Origin of the sequence: Gilliamella sp. B2824, assembly GCF_026536245.1 — a bacterium.
In the GTDB taxonomy this organism is placed as follows: Bacteria; Pseudomonadota; Gammaproteobacteria; order Enterobacterales; family Orbaceae; genus Gilliamella.
Map to the genome: position 1 here is coordinate 161,534 of NZ_JAFNON010000001.1, position 17,726 is coordinate 179,259.

The window sequence follows — 17,726 nt, forward strand, 5'->3', positions numbered from 1 at the left end:
TCAGACACCATCTTCTATATAATTGATAATTATATAAATATGCTTATTTGTTATTTTATCCATTAATTTTTTGATGTTAGATTGATTTTATCCAAGGGTTGGATTGTTTGAAATTAACGCATCAAAAAATAGGAGTAAGCATATGGCCATTGCGATAGGAAAAGTTGTTACTACCGAAAATAATGAAATTAACCAAGACGGTGCTTTTGTTCGTCAAACAAATCGTTTTGATACCCCATTTGGAAATAAACCGGGTATGTTACCGGTTGAGGCTGGTCGTTATCGTTTAATTTGGGCGGCGATTTGTCCTTGGGCACATCGGCAGATGATTGTTATCAAATTATTAGGTTTGGAAAATGTGATCAGTGTTGGCAAAGTTGCGCCAATTCGCACTGAGCATGGTTGGGAGTTTTCACTTGATCCTAATGGTGTTGACCCAGTGTTAGGCATCCGTTATTTACCAGAAATTTACGCTAAAACCGATCCTGAATATAATGGACGAGCAACAGTCCCGACCGTTGTCGATGTAAAAACCGGCAAAGTTGTCAACAACGACTATTTTAAATTAACCAACTATTGGGAAACCGCATTCAAACCTTTCCATAAAGCGGGTGCGCCTGATCTCTATCCGGAACATTTACGTACTGAAATTGATGAATTGAATGATGTGATTTTTCATGAAGTCAATAATGGTGTTTATAAAGCGGGATTTGCTCGCTCACAAAAAGCTTACGAACACGCTTATCATCTTGTTTTTAATCGATTAGATGAATTAGAAAAACGCCTAAGTAAGTCTCGATATCTTTTTGGTGATCACATTACCGATTCGGATATTCGCTTATACGTTACATTAGCGCGTTTTGATGTGGCTTATTATGCTGCTTTTAACACAAATCGTAATCGAATTATTGATTTTCCTAATTTATGGGCTTATGCCCGAGATCTTTATCAAATCCCCGCTTTTGGTGAAACAACCGATTTTGAGTCAATTAAAAAAGGGTACTTTTTAGGTAATAATGCCCACAATCCTTATGATATTTTGCCCTTAGGGCCTGATGTTAGTCATTGGCATACTCCTCATAACAGAGATAAACAATTTCGTACTCATCAATAATTGATTATTGGGATAATACGCATGCCAAATATATTAGATTTCGGATTGATATTTACTCAAATACCTACGTTACTGGCTTATTTGCCAGTCACGTTATTTATTACCTTTTTTTCAATGCTGCTTGGCGTAATGTTTGGGTTAGTGATTGCCATTGTTAAAATGAATAAAATTCCTGTTCTTTCGCAACTAGCATCGGTTTTTGTTTCATTTATTCGAGGAACGCCTTTACTTGTTCAGCTTTATTTAAGCTTTTATGGGATCCCAATTGTTCTGCGTTATATCAACTATTTTTATCATACTGATTTTAATATTAATAGTGTGCCTCCAATGCTATTTGTACTCATTGCCTTTTCTTTTAATGAAGCTGCTTATAACTCCGAGACTATACGAGCCGCGTTACAATCGGTCAGTAAAGGTCAAATTGAGGCGGCACAATCGTTAGGGATGAGTTATAGCCAATTGTTACGACGTATTGTTATTCCTGAAGCATTTATTGTGGCCTTACCAAATCTTGGTAATGCTTTTATCGGCTTGCTTAAAGGAACTTCGTTAGCCTTTGTCTGTTCAGTCACTGAAATGACAGGTCGCGGTAAAACCTTAGCAGGACACAGTTATCGTTATTTTGAGGTTTATATCTCTTTGGCACTTATTTATTGGGCTTTAACCATTATTATTGAATTAATCATTAAGTATATGGAAAACCGGTTAACGATTTCTGACAGTGTGAATACACCCAGTTATCGCCGAGGAAAATTATTATGATTAAGGTACAGAACTTAACGTTATCTTTTCAGGATAATCTTATTTTAGATCATCTTAATTTCGCCATAAAACCGCATGAAGTCGTTGCTATTATCGGCGCATCGGGAGCAGGTAAATCCACTTTACTACGCTGTTTAAATTTACTTGAAAAACCCCAGCAAGGTAACATCCAAATTGATAATTTTGGCTTGGATGTTAGCCGCATTAAACAACGTGATATTGTTCAGTTTCGCCAAAAGTCAGCTATGGTATTTCAACAATTTAATCTTTTTCATCAAAAAAATGCCTTAGAAAATGTGATGGAGGGTTTGATTATTGTAAAAAAATTGCCAAAGGAGAAAGCACGTAAAATTGCGCATGAAAAGCTTGTTCAAGTCGGACTTGAGGGGCGAATGTACCATTATCCAAAACAGCTATCTGGAGGGCAACAACAGCGAGTAGCGATTGCCAGAGCATTAGCGATGGACCCTAAAGTGTTACTGCTTGATGAACCCACTTCAGCGCTCGATCCTGAGTTAGTTGGCGAAGTATTATCGACCATCAAATTAGCCGCACAATCAGGGATTACGATGATCCTTGTTTCGCACGAAATGAGCTTTGTGCATGAAGTAGCTAGTCGAGTACTGTTTTTAGATAAAGGACAAATTATTGAAGATGGTTCACCTAAGCAGGTGTTTAATAATCCGACCCAACCACGAACCAAATCTTTTTTAGCAAGATATTTTAGTGCAATGCAAATGGATTATGAAATCTAATCAGTTTAAGAGGTATCAATGAGTATAAAGATTCAACAACATTGTGAAAATATTAATTGGCAAGATGTTGCCGATTTATTGGCTTTTTATGGACTTAGTTCGCTCGATGCAACAGCGCAAGAGCGAGTGTTTAAAAACAGTTATGGTGTGATTTTTTTGCTGGAACAAGATCGCGTTGTGGGCGTTGGTCGTACATTATCGGACGGTATTTGTCAGGCGGCAATTTATAACATTGCATTAGCTAAACACTTGCACGGGCAACAATATGGACGTTTAATTGTAGAAAAGCTCGTTGAGCAGGTACAGCATTGCAATATCATTCTTTATACTCATCCACAAACAGTAGAATTTTATAAAAACTTAGGGTTTGATTTAATGAAAACAGGTATGGCTCGATATCAGGCCGATCATCGAATTGAAATGAAAAATATGGGTTTTATTTAAGGTTAACTCAATAATGCTCATTTAAAATGAAAGGAGAATTACGGTATGAACTATAAAAAATGGTATGGTTTTGTCATCTTAGCCGCGTTGTTTTTGTCTGGTTGCGATAACCAAAATAAAGATTCACAATCCACAACAAAACAAAAAATTATTATTGGGACTTCAGGATCGCCAAACCCTTTTACAACGGTCGATGAAAAAGGGGAATTGGTGGGTTATGATATTGATGTGGTGAAAGCCATATTTAGCGAGTTACCTCAATATGAAATTAGTTTTGAAGTGACAGAATTCTCATCTGTTTTAGCTGGACTTGACTCTCAGCGTTATCAAGTTGGTGCCAATAATTATGCTATGAATGAAAAGCGCAAAGAAAAATATTTCTATTCCGATCCAATTTTTAAAAACCAGTATGTTATTGCTGTGGCTAAAAGTAACAATGACATTAATCGATTTTCTGATCTTCAAGGAAAATCAACTGAAGTCACACCAGGACTTAATTATGCGACAGCATTAGAAACCTACAATGAACAAAACCCCAATAATCCTGTTAAAATTGTTTATAGTGAAGCCGATTTACTACCTGTGTTGCAACATGTCGAGAGTGGTCAATACGACTTTCAATTAATAGATAACGTGATGCTATCGCAATATATCAATGAGCATAAACTCAATCTCAAAACGATAGAATTAAGTCAAGAAGATGGTGATCGTATTGGTTCTCCATTTAGTTATTTGTTAATTAGTAAAGGCGCAAGTGGTGAGCGATTAACTCAAGATATTAACCAAGGTATACAAAAAATTATCAATAATGGCAAACTAACGGCAATCAGCCAACACTATTTTGGTGCGGATTATTCACCTAAATAAGCTTTGTTCTGTTAGATAACCGAGTTTATTTATTACGCTAATGGCAAATACACATCGGTTATCATCTCTGATGCTGGAATAGTTAATCCTACATTTACGTAATGAAAAATCGGTGGATAACTGCCTATTTTCTATCTACTTTGTGGTAACCACTGTTCAAGTAAATAGATAATAGCTTGGTTATTATTTCGCGAACCAATATCACGAGCCTTGGCACAACGGAGCGCGGGAATAGTTTTACTGACAATGCCATAGGCATTTTTAGCAATAGGTTTGTCTATTGAAATAGCAAAATCGACGTGATGCTGTTCTAAAGGTGTGATAGCGGGATTGGTGTAATGGATACCATAACATCGGTATTTTTCGTTATCAAATAAGTTGTTCTCTTGTCGCCATTTAATGAGTTTATTGACAGTTTCATGTTCTAACAGTGGCGAACCATGATGTTCGATAACCGCTAAATTTGTTGCGGGAAATCGCACAATTTCAACATCCATAATAACCTCAGTCACGTTATCTTCGTATCCTACTTATAATCATACTGAAATTCTTCATTGTTACTAGCATTGATTATTAAATATTATAAATTGACTTGACAAGCTAGCGGCACAACCAGATAATGGCGCCGTTTTTTTAACCTAAACTTTTTATTATAGCGAGGTGGCAAAATGCCTGTAGTTAACACTTTATCTTAATGCCGGCACGGTATTTTCTATCATATTGTATTTTTGCTTTTACCTCTCAAAGCATTCTCGTTGCACTTCAATTTATAGATTTTTGCCTTGTCGGTTTTCCCTTATATTTTTGGAGAAAACATCATGACAATGGAATCTTATATTCAAAATTTAGAATTAATTAAATATCCAAGAACACCCCATTTACAGGGTTCACGCTTACAATTTGGTGATAGCACCGACGGACAGCGTGCTTATAACCAGTTACATAATTGCTATATTGTCGTTGAAGAAAAACTCGATGGCGCTAACTGTGCTATAAGCTTTTCGCAAAGTGGCGAACTGTTATTACAATCGCGCGGCCATTACTTAATGGGAGGTTCAAGAGAGCGTCAATTTAATCTATTAAAACACTGGGCTAGTGTACATGAACATTGGCTATTAGAGCGGTTAGAAGATCGTTATATCATGTATGGTGAATGGTTACATAAAAAACACACTATCTTTTATGATGCATTACCTCACTATTTTTGTGAATTTGATGTTTGGGATAGACAGCAACAATGTTTTTTATCGACCCAAAAGCGGCATCAGCTATTAGCTAATGGTCCGGTTTTATCGGTACCGGTGCTATTTGCTGGGCAAGCACCGACTAAATTAGCTGACTTATTAGCGTTAGTTAAACAGTCTTTAGCCAAAACTCAGCATTGGCAGGCTTGTTTTGAAAAAATAGTCACACGTGACAAGATTGATTTAGCCAAAGCGTGGCAGCAGTGTGACCGCTCGGATTTAATGGAAGGGCTGTATTTAAAAATCGAAAGCGAACATCACACAATCGATCGTTTAAAATGGGTGAGACAAGATTTTGTACAAGCTATTTTAGACGCTGGTCAACACCATTTAGAGCAGCCGTTTATTGCCAATCAACTTGCTGATAATGTCGATTTATACGCACCACAGTTAACCGTCAATTGGAATCAGCAAGTTGGCGTAGGGAGATAAATAATGGACTATTTACAATTACAACAGCAAGTGGCTAACAGTATTGCTAAAGATAATTTCGATGACTGGTTAACGTGTATTCCAGCATTAACTGCGCTTATTACCACACCACAAGACCCGTTGCATCATGGTGAAGGTAATGTTTGGATACATACACAAATGGTATTGCGCGCATTAATTGAACAAACTGAGTTTGCAAAAGCTACCGAGGAGCAACAATTTGTATCATTTATGACAGCGTTGTTACATGATATTGCTAAACCAGAAACCACCGTGATTGATGAGGTCACGGGTAAAATCAGTCAACCAAGACACTCCCAAAAGGGGGAAATTCGTAGCAGAGTATTGTTGTGGCAAATGGCCGTCCCTTTTGAACTACGTGAACAGATATGTCGTATTATCGCTGTTCATCAAGTTCCGTTTTTTGCGTTAAGTGATACGCATCAGCGCTATTCACCCCAATACCTTGTGCATCGTCTGTCATGGCAATTACCGGTTTGGATGCTTTGCCTGCAAGCGAAAGCGGATATGCTGGGGCGTATATGTGCTGATAAAGCTAGAACTTTGGATGAAGTGGAGTTATTTAAACAACTCGCGCTAGAAGAAGAGTGTCTGTATCAACCTCGCCAATTTGTTGATGATCATACGCGAGTACACTATTTTCGCGGCAGTAATGTCTTGCCTGATTATGCACTATATCCACAACAAGGATCAAAAGTGATATTGATGTCTGGTTTACCGGCTTCGGGCAAAAATAGTTGGGTGAGTAAGCATTATCCAACATGGCCGGTTGCTTCTTATGATGATGCGCGCAGTGAACTCAAATTAAAGCATGGCGAAAATGAAGGATTAGTGATTCAATTTGTATTAGCTAAGGTGAAACAATGGTTACGAGATAAGCAGCCTTTTATTTGGAATGCTACCCATTTGTCACAGGATATGCGGCAAAAAGCACTCGATTTACTCTATGCTTATCACGCCGAGGTTGAAATCGTTTATATAGAACAACCGGAACAAGAGTTATATCGGCGTAATTTAAAACGCGATACAAGCTTAGCGAATAAAAAAATTCAGCGCATGTTTAGTAAATGGCAAGTTCCCTTACCGACCGAAGCACATCAGGTTAGCTATGTGATAAATCAGTAATTAACACAATTTTCAGCAATAGAATGGGGCTTTATTTAGCCCCATATTTGTCAATTGATAGCTATGAAAGGGTTAAACTCCATTATCTTTAATCACTTTTTGATACCAATAGAAGCTATCTTTTTTGATACGATTTAGTGTTTTTAAGTCATGATCATCTCGATCAACATAAACAAAGCCATAACGTTTTTTAAATCCTTGATGAGAACTTAATAAATCAATGACTGACCATGGGCAATAACCAAATAACTCAACACCATCTTCAATCGCATCATGACAAGCTGAAATATGAGCTTTAATATAATCAATGCGATAATCATCATGCACTTTATTATCAGGTGTTAATTCGTCCGGTGTACCTAAGCCATTTTCAGTAATGATTAGGGGTAAGCGGTATTGTCGATAATATTCATTGAGGACTAAACGTAAACCCATTGGATCAATTTGTGCACCGTAAGTGCTTGCTGTTAAATTCGGGTTTTTTTCAATTTTAAAGTAACCATACAGATCAAAATCGATATCATTATGTTTAGTGCCAAATGGATGCTTTGCATCTTCCGGCAAATAGCTTGCGACTAATGTTCGATAGTAATTGACCGCAATAAAATCCGGTTTAGCTTGTTTTAAAATGTCGGCATCTTCCGGCTGGGTTTGTGGATAGATACCACAACGTTGTAAATAGTGTTTGTAATAACCTGGGTAATCACCGAAACAATACATTTCTAGGGCATAATTAGTTTTAAAATTATCATTCATTTTAGCTGCCCAAACATCCATTGGTTTGTTACTTGCAGGGTAGGTCATGGTGGATGATACCGCCGGTCCCACTTTGCTTCCCGCAATTAGCTCATGACAATCATTAGTTGCCATCGCATGCGCAACAAACATGTGGTAATCCATTTGTGCTCTCACTTTTTCAGTATCTGCTGGTGCGACTTTATACATGTTCATTCGTTCATTAACTCGAATCATCAAATTTTGTTCATTATTGATTTGCCAATGTTTTACCCGATCGCCAAATGCTTTATAGCAGACCTGAGCATAGCGTCTAAACGCATCGACACAACGGCGGTCTTGCCAACCATTATATTTATCAACTAATGCAAAAGGTAAATCAAAATGATAAAGGGTGATAAATGGAATGATATCGTTTTTGATTAATTCGTTTATTACTCGATTATAAAAATCGATCCCAGCTTGATTTATTTCACCATCGCCATCAGGAATAATACGTGCCCAAGATATGGAAAAACGATAAGTTTTTAAGCCCAACTCTTTAAACAACGCAATATCACTCTCTACATGGTGATAAAAATCACTGGCAACTTTGCTATCGGCTTGTACTGCTGAGCGTTGAAATGAATTATAATCAGCAACTGTCATTCCCTTGCCATCGGCATCCCATCCACCTTCAATTTGAAATGCAGAAGAGGATGCACCCCACCAAAAATCCTTAGCAAATGTTTTCATATTTTTACCTCTAAACTTGAATAAATAATAATTGGTCTTGATAACTAACGTCGATATCTTTGGTGTAATCGACATTTTTATATTGTTCTGAATTAACGACAATTATTGATGTTGTTAAATCATATTGTTGTTGTTTAATCTTATCGATGTCAAAGGATACAATTTTAGTCCCTTGTTTAATGTGTTGCCCCACTTCAACATAAGATTGAAAATAGTTGCCTTGCAGGTTTACCGTATCGATACCAATATGGATTAGTAACTCTAATCCATTATCTAATTTTAAACCTATGGCATGTAAAGTGGGATAAAGTACTGTAACTGTGCAATCTGCTGGCGCAATGACTTCACCGATTTCTGGATATATAGCGACACCTTTACCCATCGCGCCAGATGCAAACACTTCATCTTTAACTTCACTAAGTGCAATAACATGCCCTTTGATAGGCGAGGTAATAGTCTGATCGGAAAGTAATAAATCTGGGCTATGCGTTTGGTTTGATGTAGACATTTCCTCGCTTGGTAGATCTTGAAATCCAACAATCATCGTTAAAATGCATGAACCGAAAAAAGCAAAAGATATGCCAATTAAATAGCATAAAAATGCAGTTGTACCGGCTTCAGCGTAAACAGGAATGGTTAATACCCCTTGATTGGCAAAAGCAGTACCGTACGATCCTCCCCAGCCCATTAGCCCGCCAGCGATAGCGCCACAAATAACCGCACAAATCATCGGTTTTTTTAATCTTAAATTTGCACCATAAATTGCGGGTTCAGTAATCCCAAATAAAGCGGTAATGGTTGCCGATGCCGCAACTGTTTTTAAATTTTTATTTTTGGTTTTGAAAAATACACCTAATGCCGCGCCAGCTTGTGAAAAATTGGCGGCACCAGCAAAAGCGAGTAAGTTTTGCCGACCAGTTTGCGCTACGTCATTAATGCCGATTGGCACAATTGCCCGATGTGCACCAAAGATGACTAATATACACCAGATACCACCAATAAATGCCCCTAATAAAATAGGGCTAACACCCATAATGTAGTAATAGATCCAGTTTATAAATTCGCCAATGTAGATGCCAATAGGACCGAAAATTAGTAATGTAGCTGGTATCATAATCAGTAATGAAAAGGTTGGTACCATGATAATTTTCAATACTTCAGGGATGATAAATTCTAAAAATCTTTGTACGTAACTTAAAATGAATATGGCTAAAATAATTGGAATAACGCTAGAGGTGTAACTTGCTTTGGTTAATTCAATAGTAAACAGAGTGACTTCAGTTTTACTTGCCATTAAAGTGACAATTGATGGATAGCACAGCGTTGCCCCTATGATCATCGATATAAATTCGTGGGCTTTAAATACTTTTGCAGCGGTATAGCCAAGTATTATTGGCATAAAGTAGAAAACTGCATCTGATGCAGCATGTAAAATCGTATAGGTGTTGTAAGTTTTGATATCTGTTTGATAGTAATAATTACCAATCATAACAGCAATCGCTAAAATTCCTTTTAACATACCAGATGCGGCAATTGCCGGAATCACGGGCGTAAAAATAGCAGCAAAAGCGTTAAGAATTTTTACGCCAATTGATACTTTAGGTGGCGTTTGTTCGCTGGTCTCTAATTTTCCGAGTAATGGTATGATTTCTTGATAAATTTTGGTGACTTTATTTCCTAGTACCACTTGATATTGTCCACTGCTTTCTACAACCGAAATAACGCCCTCTGTTTGTAATAATTTTTCACGATTCGCTTTGTTGCTATCAACTAATTGAAATCTTAAACGAGTAAAGCAATGCGTTAAGCTAACAACATTAGCTTTACCGCCGACTAATTGTAAAATTTGTTGTGCAATACTTTGATAATCCATTATTTTCTCCATTACATTACCGAATGGTTACACACTGATAAAAACTAAAATCCGCCAAATAAGGTATAGGGAATATCGGTTATAAAAATTTATAGAAGATATTTTCTGCTAATTTGTAAAATTATTTTTATCGTTGTTTGACTTACTTCAAGCTAACATAGTTTAAAAATTTAGACAAGATGGATTTGTTTGTTGCTAAATATCTAATTTAGATATATTTTTACATAAAGTAATTATAAGAAATAAAATGTTGTTCCAATGAAAGTGGCAAAAAAAAGATCGTATTTGTTGTTGTGTATTGTGTTTTTTTTCTGGTATGCACAATATATTTATATTCCTTATCAAACCCCTTATTTAACTGCAATCCATATGACGACCAATTTTATTGGTATGGTGGTTAGCGCCTATGGTGTTTCACAGTTATTTTTACGCATACCGGTTGGGTTATTAGCCAATGTTAAAGAAAAGCATAAGATATTTATTGTATTAGGATCATTTTTAGCTGGATTTGCTTCAATTATTCGTCTTATACAGCCTACAGGTTGGGGATTTTTGATTGGTAATATTATTTCAGGATTTGCCAGCGCCATGTGGATATCATTTATGGTGTTGTTTATGGGGTTTTATCCTAAATCGAAAAAAAGTTATGCCACTAGTTTAATTATTATGGTAAATAATCTTGGTATTTTTTTAGCATTTTTATCAAGTACCTTGCTATTTGAATATTTCGGGATGCAATTTATCTGTTTACTTAGTTGTTTAAGCGGATTTATTGCTTTTATCTTAGCTATCAGACTGAAATACCCTGAAAAAATTCATCACAATTTTGAATATCATAATTTGCTTAACGTGTTTTTTGATCGCAAATTACTGTTTTTTTCTTTGTTGGCTTTGATTCAGCAGGGGATACAAATGTCGACAACCATGTCATTTACTAATCAGATATTAAGTGGATTAGGTGCAAGTTCAAGCTTAATTGGTTTATCTTCAATAATTTATATGTTGGCATCAGTCTTGTTTGGTAAAGTGGGGGCAAGTAACTTGGTTAATAAATTAAGTATATCTACTTGGATTATTCTGTCTTTTATGTTGCTGGCGTTATATTGCATTTTGATACCGCAGAGTTCATCACCTTATGCCATTTTATTACTACAAATTATTCCTGGAATGGGTACAGGAATATTATTTTCTTTTTTAACGTTTGAAGCAACATCTACTATTCCAGCTTATGCGCGATCGGCAGCGATGGGATTATTTCAAGCGATTTACGCATTGGGTATGACATTGTTTCCTGTTATTGTTGGATACGTAAGTTTACGATATTCAATGCGTATCGCTTATTTAATTTTAGCGATTATGGCTATCTTGGGGGCTGTTGTGTATGGGATTTATCATTTAAAAATAAATAAAAAACAGGATTGATGTTTTTTGTTACAGCCTTGATATATATGAATTTAAACAAAAGAGGTGAATGTTATCAGTTAAAGTAATATAACACCTGCTTGCATAGGGTTGAGTTAACCAAAGCCCATCAATGGTATTGATGTGATGAATCCATCTGATTATAGTTGTACAGATGAATTAGTACTGTGATAAGAACCAAGTAATGGCGATAAGATCAGCTGAGCCACCGGGACTTAAATTACGTTTTATCAACTCGTTATCAAGCTGATTTAATTTTTGTTGGCCATGAGTATGAATCACACCACCGTGTAAAATCAGTTTTTTAGCTTGTTGTTGGACAAAGGCTAATCCATCAAGTCCCCCTCTTGCAACCAAATTGGTATCTTGGTTAAATGCGAGCAGATATAATAAGGTTTGTAATAAGCAAGTTTCCTCATCGTAACCACTTTGCTGCATATTTTTTAAAATAGGTAATGAAATGTTTTTAACTGTTGCGTAACCTGACTCCGCTTCACCCCGTGCCCCAGGAAGATTATGCAGTTTATACAGCTTTTCGCCAATTGAATGAGATCGATTATGTTGTTTTAATTCCTTATTGACGATACCTTGGCATATTATTGATACTTGCTCGCAAATTGTTTGCATTTGACATGCTAAGCCGAGTTGTTCAAGTTTGCCTATAGCGCCAAGTAATAAACCGAAAGCAAATATACCACCTTTATGGGTATTGATTTGATTAGTTGCATTAAACATGGCTTGTTCACATTGCATGCCTAAGGGTCTAATACCGTCTAAAAAAACAGTGGGGTCTTGATGAGCCGATTGTTTACCATATTGATAAAACTGTTCAAACCAAGTTGAAATAGCTGAAATGCTTTGGATAAATGTTTGAAAATCCATATCACGGTGTGCGCCATTATTGTTCATATCAACTAGCCCAGGCTTAGGCGATAAGCAAATTTCCTTAATTAATGCCTTAATAGCTAGTTGCGCAGGTAAACTAAAGTTGTTAGGGTTGATGAGTTGCGATTCTAATAATGTCACTTGCTGTGAATATTTACTCATTATTGTCTAATACCTATCATACGGTTACTGTATTTTGGTTGTATTAACGAGATGCTTAGGGTGTGCTAAGTTGATCTCGTTTAATGTATTTTAAGTCTATTATCTAAAGCTCTGTAATAGGTGTTAACCATTTATACTCAAATCGGCGGATTGCACGCCTATTTCATCCACCTAATTATTTAGCAACTAGATGGATTTATTATCACGACTAAAAATCACCATGTGAATGTGGCACAATCACTTCTCGAGTACCATTATGACTTGGTGCACTAATAATACCTTCAATCTCCATTTGTTCAACTATCCGCGCTGCTCGGTTATAACCAATTCTAAATTTTCGTTGTACACTAGAGATAGAAGCCCTACGCGTTTCAACCACAAACTCTACAACTTGATCAAATAGCGGATCGAGATCTTCATCAATGTTGTCAGCATGACTGCTATCATTATCATCGGTTGATACCGTCACATTTTCAATATATTTTGGTTTGCCGCGAGCTTTCCAGTCTTGCACAACTGCATGAACTTCTTCATCACGTACAAAAGCGCCATGTACACGAATAGGAATCGAACTATTCGGCGCTAAATACAGCATGTCCCCCATGCCAAGTAGTGATTCGGCGCCCATTTGATCTAAAATAGTACGTGAATCAATTTTACTTGATACAGTAAAAGCAATACGGGTTGGAATATTGGCTTTAATCAATCCTGTGATAACATCAACCGATGGGCGCTGGGTGGCTAACACAAGGTGAATGCCCGCAGCTCTCGCTTTTTGAGCTAGGCGCGCAATTAATTCTTCCACTTTTTTACCAACAGCCATAATTAAATCGGCAAATTCATCGACCATAACCACAATGTAAGGCAATTTTTCCAATGTTGGCATGTTAAGATCCATGCTATCGGTAGGTTTCCACAGTGGATCAGGAATAGGTCTACCCATCTCTTGTGCTTGTTTTATTTTTTCATTATAGCCGGCAATGTTGCGGACACCTAAAGCTGACATTAATCGGTAACGTCTTTCCATTTCGTTTACACACCAATTAAGTGCGTTCGCCGCATCTTTCATGTCGGTAACCACTTGCGTTAATAAGTGCGGTATACCTTCATAGATAGAGAGTTCAAGCATTTTAGGGTCGATCATAATAAACCTGACATCTTCAGGTTGTGATTTGTATAAGATGCTTAAAATCATCGCATTAACCCCCACAGATTTACCAGAACCTGTGGTGCCTGCGACTAATAAATGGGGCATTTTAGCTAAATCTGCAACAACCGATTGCCCTGAAATATCTTTTCCTAATACGATAGTCAATGGTGATTGTGCATTGCGAAATTGTGGGCTGTCTAATACTTCTCTAAAGTAGACGGTCTGCCGGTTTTTATTAGGTAACTCGATACCGACATAAGGTTTACCCGGAATAACTTCAACAACTCGCACTGAAGGCATTGATAGTGAACGAGCAAGATCGCGATCGAGTGTTGAAATTCGCGCAGCTTTAATACCGGGAGCTAGTTCAATTTCAAAGCGGGTGATCACAGGTCCTGGCATATAATCAACAACTTTGGCTTTAACACGATAGTCGGCTAAACTTTTTTCAATCAGTTCAGACATTGCATTTAATGCAGCATGATCGACTTCAATTCGCGTTGTCGGCGGTGCAGTTAATAAATCCAATGACGGTAGTGGCGTTGTTGGTTTTGGTAGTGGTTTATCATCACGTCTTAATAATGGGTGAATTAAGCTATCGTTTTCATCATCAATGGTAATTGGGGTATTGTGACTTTGTTCAACCTCTGTATCGTCTAGATAGATGTCATCTATGACAGGATTTTCATTTTTTAACGATTCAAGATCGACATCTTCGGGGATGTGCCTTTCAATCTCGGGTGTAGGATGTTCAATCTGAGTTTCGGGTTCTTGATGTGTTACTTGCTCAACGTCTTGAGTCGATGATTCTGGCTCGTTCGATATAAATTGGTTTGAATCGATTGTATTGTTCGCTAAGGTAGATTCGTTATTATTTAACGTAAATAACGGTTTGCTAGGCGCATCTGAAATGGTGTATTTATTTTCATCAAAAGGCTGCACTTTTTCTGAGTCTGTTGTTGTTTGATTTGCTGTTGCTTGTGGATCATTGGCTAAATTTGATTGTGGCAACGTAGCATTAGTTTGATCTTGTGAGAGCGCTAACTTTCGTTCATTCATATTTTTTATAATCACTTCCATACGCGCTAAAATATCGTTTGGATCCAGATCTTTTTTAGGCTCATCATTAACTGGTGTGCGAGATAAATCAGGTTGATTGTTAGTCGTTTGCTCAAGTGACTGTAACAATTGCTCTGCGGTTTGGATTAATGCTTCATCATCCTTATTGAGTGTTATAGGATTGTTTTGTTCAAGCTGATTAGTGGCATCTACATGATTAATCACTTTTTCTTCATTGGCTGTTATAGATAAAGGTTGCTCTGTATCTAAATTGACTTTATTGCTCTCTAATGGAATAACAACAGGCTGCTCTTTTGTTTGCGTTGTTAGTGCAATGTCTTTATCCCGCTGTTTGGTAACAGTGTGAGTGCTTGCACTGGCTTTATGTGATGAAAATAACCAGGTAATCGGCGTTAAAAGCAGCATGACTAACGCCCCAAGTTTTTCCATCAGTAGTAACCATGATAATCCCGTTAATAGGGTTATACAGGCAAGGCTAACAATGAGTAATATAATCGATGCGGTAAAGCCATTCATTATAGGTAATAGGCTTTCGATAACAATTGAACCTAGGTATCCTCCAGCTTGGAATTGTTCTGCATCACGAATATTTAAGGTAAAAAAACCAGTACTGCTAAAGATAAACGCTAAAATACCAATGATTCTGAATGATAGACTAAAATAGTTAATAGGCGCATTAGCGTGACGATAAAAATAGATGACTAATTGCAAACTAAAAAATAGCGCAAAAAAAGGAACACTGTAAGCAATAAAGCCTAAAAATTGGAATAGTATATCCGATGCATATGCACCAATATAGCCGCAATAATTGCTGATAGGGGTATGCCAAGCAGTACGTGACCAGCCGGGATCTGATGCATTGTAAGAAAATAGTGATAAAAATAAGCAGGCAGATAACGCTATTATTATTAATAAAATGAATTGGCTAAATATCTGTCTTCTGGTTGTTTTTGGCTTTTTCAAGTACGTACCTAAAAACGATTGCAATTAAAATTGTTGGCATTTTATCATAAATTACTTTTGCTCACAGAGTGAATAAAATATAAAACGTAATTTATTGTGACTGTGAGCGATTAATTGCCATTAGATTTTTATTAAACCTTTGTCCATTTTTGACATAATTTTGGGCATTTTTAATATTTGCTGCAATTTCGGCTTCGGTAAGTTGCCGAATTATTTTCGCTGGTGATCCCATAATTAAGCAGCCTTCTTGATAAGGTAAACTATGAGTAACTAAAGAATTAGCACCAACCAGACAGTTTTTAGCAATTTTGGCATGATTTAAAATCGTACTTCCCATTCCGATTAAGACATTATCTTCAATTGTGCAGCTATGAAGAATCACATTATGGCCAATTGTAACATTTTCACCAACAATACACGGTATGTTAGTCTCGATATGCACAGTACAATTATCTTGAATGTTGCTGTTTTTGCCAATATGAATACTTGCAATATCACCTCGTAATACCGCGTTAAACCAGATGGATACCCCTTGCTCAAGCGTCACATTACCAATAATATCAGCCGATTTGGCAATAAAACAATCTGGGTGAATTTGTGGGCATAAATCATCTAATTGATAAATCATGGTTATTTCCTTTTAATATTTTTGACACTCAAAAATAAGCCAACCGCAAGAAAATTGCACAACACCATAGAACCAACCATTAACCACTCTGTGGTATTATCATTAATTGGTGTTACCGTTTTATGAATCGAGACTAGCATTGATAATGATATACCAATTGCTCCTGCTATGGCGAATCGAATGGTACCAGCTAGTGACGATGCTGTACCGGCAATATGCGGATAGAAGTCTAATACCACAGCCATACTATTACCACCAACTGTTGACATGCATCCAATGTAACCTGCAATACACACGACCAAATAGATAAATCCAAAATTAAATAATGTTCCAATCAAAAGTCCTATCGCCATGATAAATTGGATTAACAGCCCTAATTGCATCATTTTGATAGAACCAACAAGTTTAACAAAGCGGCTATTTAAGGTATTCATCATTACCATTACCACAATATTAAGTGCAAAATAGTAACCAAAATTGGTGGATGCAACGCCATGTAAGTTCATGTAAACAAAAGGCCCTAAACTTAAAAATGAAAATAATCCAGCACCAGCAAAAGCGCCTATTAGCATATAAGTTAAGGCTTGGCGATGTCGAAATAGTGTAATGAAATTACTTAATATTCGAATGATACTAAATTTATCACGCTTAGCTTTGGCAAGTGTTTCTGGAATATAACTTACCACCAGACCAAAGCAAATGATCGCCATTAGGCAAATGGTATAAAAGTTTGCTTGCCAATTGAACCAATATAAAATAAAACCACCAATGATTGGCGCTAATAATGGTGCTACGTTAGAGATTAACATCACAAAAGACATCATTTTTGAAAACTCATCACGGTCACGATAAATATCTTTCATTAAAGCATTAATCACTATTGTGGTTGCAGCAGCTGCAATCCCATGGAAAAAACGTGCAGTTATCAATTGATTAATATTGCCAGCAATAGCACAACCAAAGGCGGCAAAAACAAAAATAATCAGACCAATAATAAGAATATTTCGCCGGCCATAACTGTCTGTAAGTGGTCCAAATAAGAGTTGGCCAAAGGAAAACCCTAATAAATAACAGCTAATTGTAAGTTGAACGGTTGCATCAGCTACATTAAAGTCGTGAGCAATTGTTGGCATACTCGGTAAATACATATCAATGGATAAAGGCATTAACATAGATAGCAATCCAAGGATAAAGATCAGTGCTTTTTTAGAAATTTTAAATTCTACTTGAGTATTTGAGTTTTGCACGTTTGGGTTCCTATAAAGTTCTTCAACTAAAAGTGCATGATGATGTGGCAACATAATCGATAATACCGTTAATTATGACTTA

At 36.7% G+C, this 17,726-nt stretch carries 14 protein-coding genes and 1 pseudogene; 8 read left to right on the forward strand and 7 right to left on the reverse strand.

The annotated features are described in order from the left end of the window. Positions 1–142 precede the first annotated feature (142 nt). The 5 genes from J3U56_RS00720 to J3U56_RS00740 are packed head-to-tail and all read left to right on the forward strand — an operon-like array spanning position 143 to position 3,942. Positions 143–1,114 carry a glutathione S-transferase family protein gene (locus J3U56_RS00720; RefSeq protein WP_065634743.1) on the forward strand — a complete coding sequence of 324 codons (972 nt, stop codon included), beginning with the start codon at positions 143–145 and terminating at the stop codon, positions 1,112–1,114. 21 nt (positions 1,115–1,135) lie between these two features. Next, positions 1,136–1,876 (forward strand): amino acid ABC transporter permease, encoded by a 741-nt coding sequence (locus tag J3U56_RS00725; protein WP_267333712.1) that lies wholly within the window; start codon positions 1,136–1,138, stop codon positions 1,874–1,876. Continuing rightward, positions 1,873–2,631 (forward strand): amino acid ABC transporter ATP-binding protein, encoded by a 759-nt coding sequence (locus tag J3U56_RS00730; RefSeq protein WP_267333711.1) that lies wholly within the window; start codon positions 1,873–1,875, stop codon positions 2,629–2,631. Before J3U56_RS00725 ends, J3U56_RS00730 begins: the two co-directional genes overlap by 4 nt. 18 nt (positions 2,632–2,649) lie before the next feature. Next, positions 2,650–3,075: a GNAT family N-acetyltransferase gene (locus tag J3U56_RS00735; protein WP_267343629.1), complete on the forward strand. Its 426-nt coding sequence runs from the start codon at positions 2,650–2,652 to the stop codon at positions 3,073–3,075. A 45-nt stretch (positions 3,076–3,120) separates the two neighbouring features. Beyond that, on the forward strand, positions 3,121–3,942 hold the full coding sequence (locus J3U56_RS00740) for a transporter substrate-binding domain-containing protein (RefSeq protein ID WP_267366335.1): 822 nt from the start codon (positions 3,121–3,123) through the stop codon (positions 3,940–3,942). A gap of 131 nt (positions 3,943–4,073) precedes the next feature. Here J3U56_RS00740 and J3U56_RS00745 read toward each other — a convergent pair whose 3' ends face one another. Then, positions 4,074–4,454, reverse strand: a complete 381-nt coding sequence (locus J3U56_RS00745; protein WP_267366337.1) for an AraC family transcriptional regulator — start codon at positions 4,452–4,454, stop codon at positions 4,074–4,076. Between the two features lie 306 nt (positions 4,455–4,760). On the opposite strand from J3U56_RS00745, the gene J3U56_RS00750 reads away from it, so the two are divergent. Beyond that, positions 4,761–5,618: an RNA ligase family protein gene (locus J3U56_RS00750; protein ID WP_267366339.1), complete on the forward strand. Its 858-nt coding sequence runs from the start codon at positions 4,761–4,763 to the stop codon at positions 5,616–5,618. A 3-nt stretch (positions 5,619–5,621) separates the two neighbouring features. Further along, positions 5,622–6,764 (forward strand): AAA family ATPase, encoded by a 1,143-nt coding sequence (locus J3U56_RS00755; RefSeq protein WP_267333706.1) that lies wholly within the window; start codon positions 5,622–5,624, stop codon positions 6,762–6,764. 72 nt (positions 6,765–6,836) lie between these two features. On the opposite strand, the gene J3U56_RS00760 is transcribed toward J3U56_RS00755, so the two are convergent. Continuing rightward, entirely contained in the window at positions 6,837–8,234 is a 1,398-nt protein-coding gene (locus J3U56_RS00760) for a glycoside hydrolase family 1 protein (RefSeq protein WP_267366341.1), read from the reverse strand. Positions 8,235–8,244: 10 nt separating this feature from the next. Then, positions 8,245–10,107, reverse strand: coding sequence for a beta-glucoside-specific PTS transporter subunit IIABC (locus J3U56_RS00765; RefSeq protein WP_267333704.1), 1,863 nt, complete (start codon positions 10,105–10,107; stop codon positions 8,245–8,247). Positions 10,108–10,365: 258 nt separating this feature from the next. Here J3U56_RS00765 and J3U56_RS00770 point away from each other — a divergent pair, with 258 nt between their 5' ends. After that, positions 10,366–11,529, forward strand: a complete 1,164-nt coding sequence (locus tag J3U56_RS00770) for an MFS transporter (RefSeq protein ID WP_267366343.1) — start codon at positions 10,366–10,368, stop codon at positions 11,527–11,529. A 159-nt stretch (positions 11,530–11,688) separates the two neighbouring features. On the opposite strand, the gene citG is transcribed toward J3U56_RS00770, so the two are convergent. The 4 genes and pseudogenes from citG to J3U56_RS00795 form a co-directional block, all read right to left on the reverse strand. Further along, the gene (citG, locus tag J3U56_RS00775) at positions 11,689–12,576 is read right to left on the reverse strand and encodes a triphosphoribosyl-dephospho-CoA synthase CitG (protein WP_267366345.1); all 888 of its coding nucleotides are present in this window, start codon (positions 12,574–12,576) and stop codon (positions 11,689–11,691) included. Positions 12,577–12,784: 208 nt separating this feature from the next. Next, positions 12,785–15,724: pseudogene (locus J3U56_RS12095) on the reverse strand (DNA translocase FtsK 4TM domain-containing protein); the annotation flags it as partial. Between the two features lie 136 nt (positions 15,725–15,860). Continuing rightward, a complete protein-coding gene (locus J3U56_RS00790) occupies positions 15,861–16,397 on the reverse strand; it encodes a gamma carbonic anhydrase family protein (RefSeq protein ID WP_267333701.1) in 537 nt (178 codons plus the stop codon). A gap of 2 nt (positions 16,398–16,399) precedes the next feature. After that, positions 16,400–17,698 carry a Bcr/CflA family multidrug efflux MFS transporter gene (locus tag J3U56_RS00795; RefSeq protein WP_416379725.1) on the reverse strand — a complete coding sequence of 433 codons (1,299 nt, stop codon included), beginning with the start codon at positions 17,696–17,698 and terminating at the stop codon, positions 16,400–16,402. Positions 17,699–17,726 lie beyond the last annotated feature (28 nt).

Coding starts and splice junctions, on each gene's coding strand:
- J3U56_RS00720 (WP_065634743.1), top strand. CDS start 143: ATGGCCATTGCGATAGGAAAAGTTGTTACTACCGAAAATAATGAAATT.
- J3U56_RS00725 (WP_267333712.1), top strand. CDS start 1,136: ATGCCAAATATATTAGATTTCGGATTGATATTTACTCAAATACCTACG.
- J3U56_RS00730 (WP_267333711.1), top strand. CDS start 1,873: ATGATTAAGGTACAGAACTTAACGTTATCTTTTCAGGATAATCTTATT.
- J3U56_RS00735 (WP_267343629.1), top strand. CDS start 2,650: ATGAGTATAAAGATTCAACAACATTGTGAAAATATTAATTGGCAAGAT.
- J3U56_RS00740 (WP_267366335.1), top strand. CDS start 3,121: ATGAACTATAAAAAATGGTATGGTTTTGTCATCTTAGCCGCGTTGTTT.
- J3U56_RS00750 (WP_267366339.1), top strand. CDS start 4,761: ATGACAATGGAATCTTATATTCAAAATTTAGAATTAATTAAATATCCA.
- J3U56_RS00755 (WP_267333706.1), top strand. CDS start 5,622: ATGGACTATTTACAATTACAACAGCAAGTGGCTAACAGTATTGCTAAA.
- J3U56_RS00760 (WP_267366341.1), bottom strand. CDS start 8,234: ATGAAAACATTTGCTAAGGATTTTTGGTGGGGTGCATCCTCTTCTGCA.
- J3U56_RS00765 (WP_267333704.1), bottom strand. CDS start 10,107: ATGGATTATCAAAGTATTGCACAACAAATTTTACAATTAGTCGGCGGT.
- J3U56_RS00770 (WP_267366343.1), top strand. CDS start 10,366: ATGAAAGTGGCAAAAAAAAGATCGTATTTGTTGTTGTGTATTGTGTTT.
- citG (WP_267366345.1), bottom strand. CDS start 12,576: ATGAGTAAATATTCACAGCAAGTGACATTATTAGAATCGCAACTCATC.
- J3U56_RS00790 (WP_267333701.1), bottom strand. CDS start 16,397: ATGATTTATCAATTAGATGATTTATGCCCACAAATTCACCCAGATTGT.
- J3U56_RS00795 (WP_416379725.1), bottom strand. CDS start 17,698: ATGTTGCCACATCATCATGCACTTTTAGTTGAAGAACTTTATAGGAAC.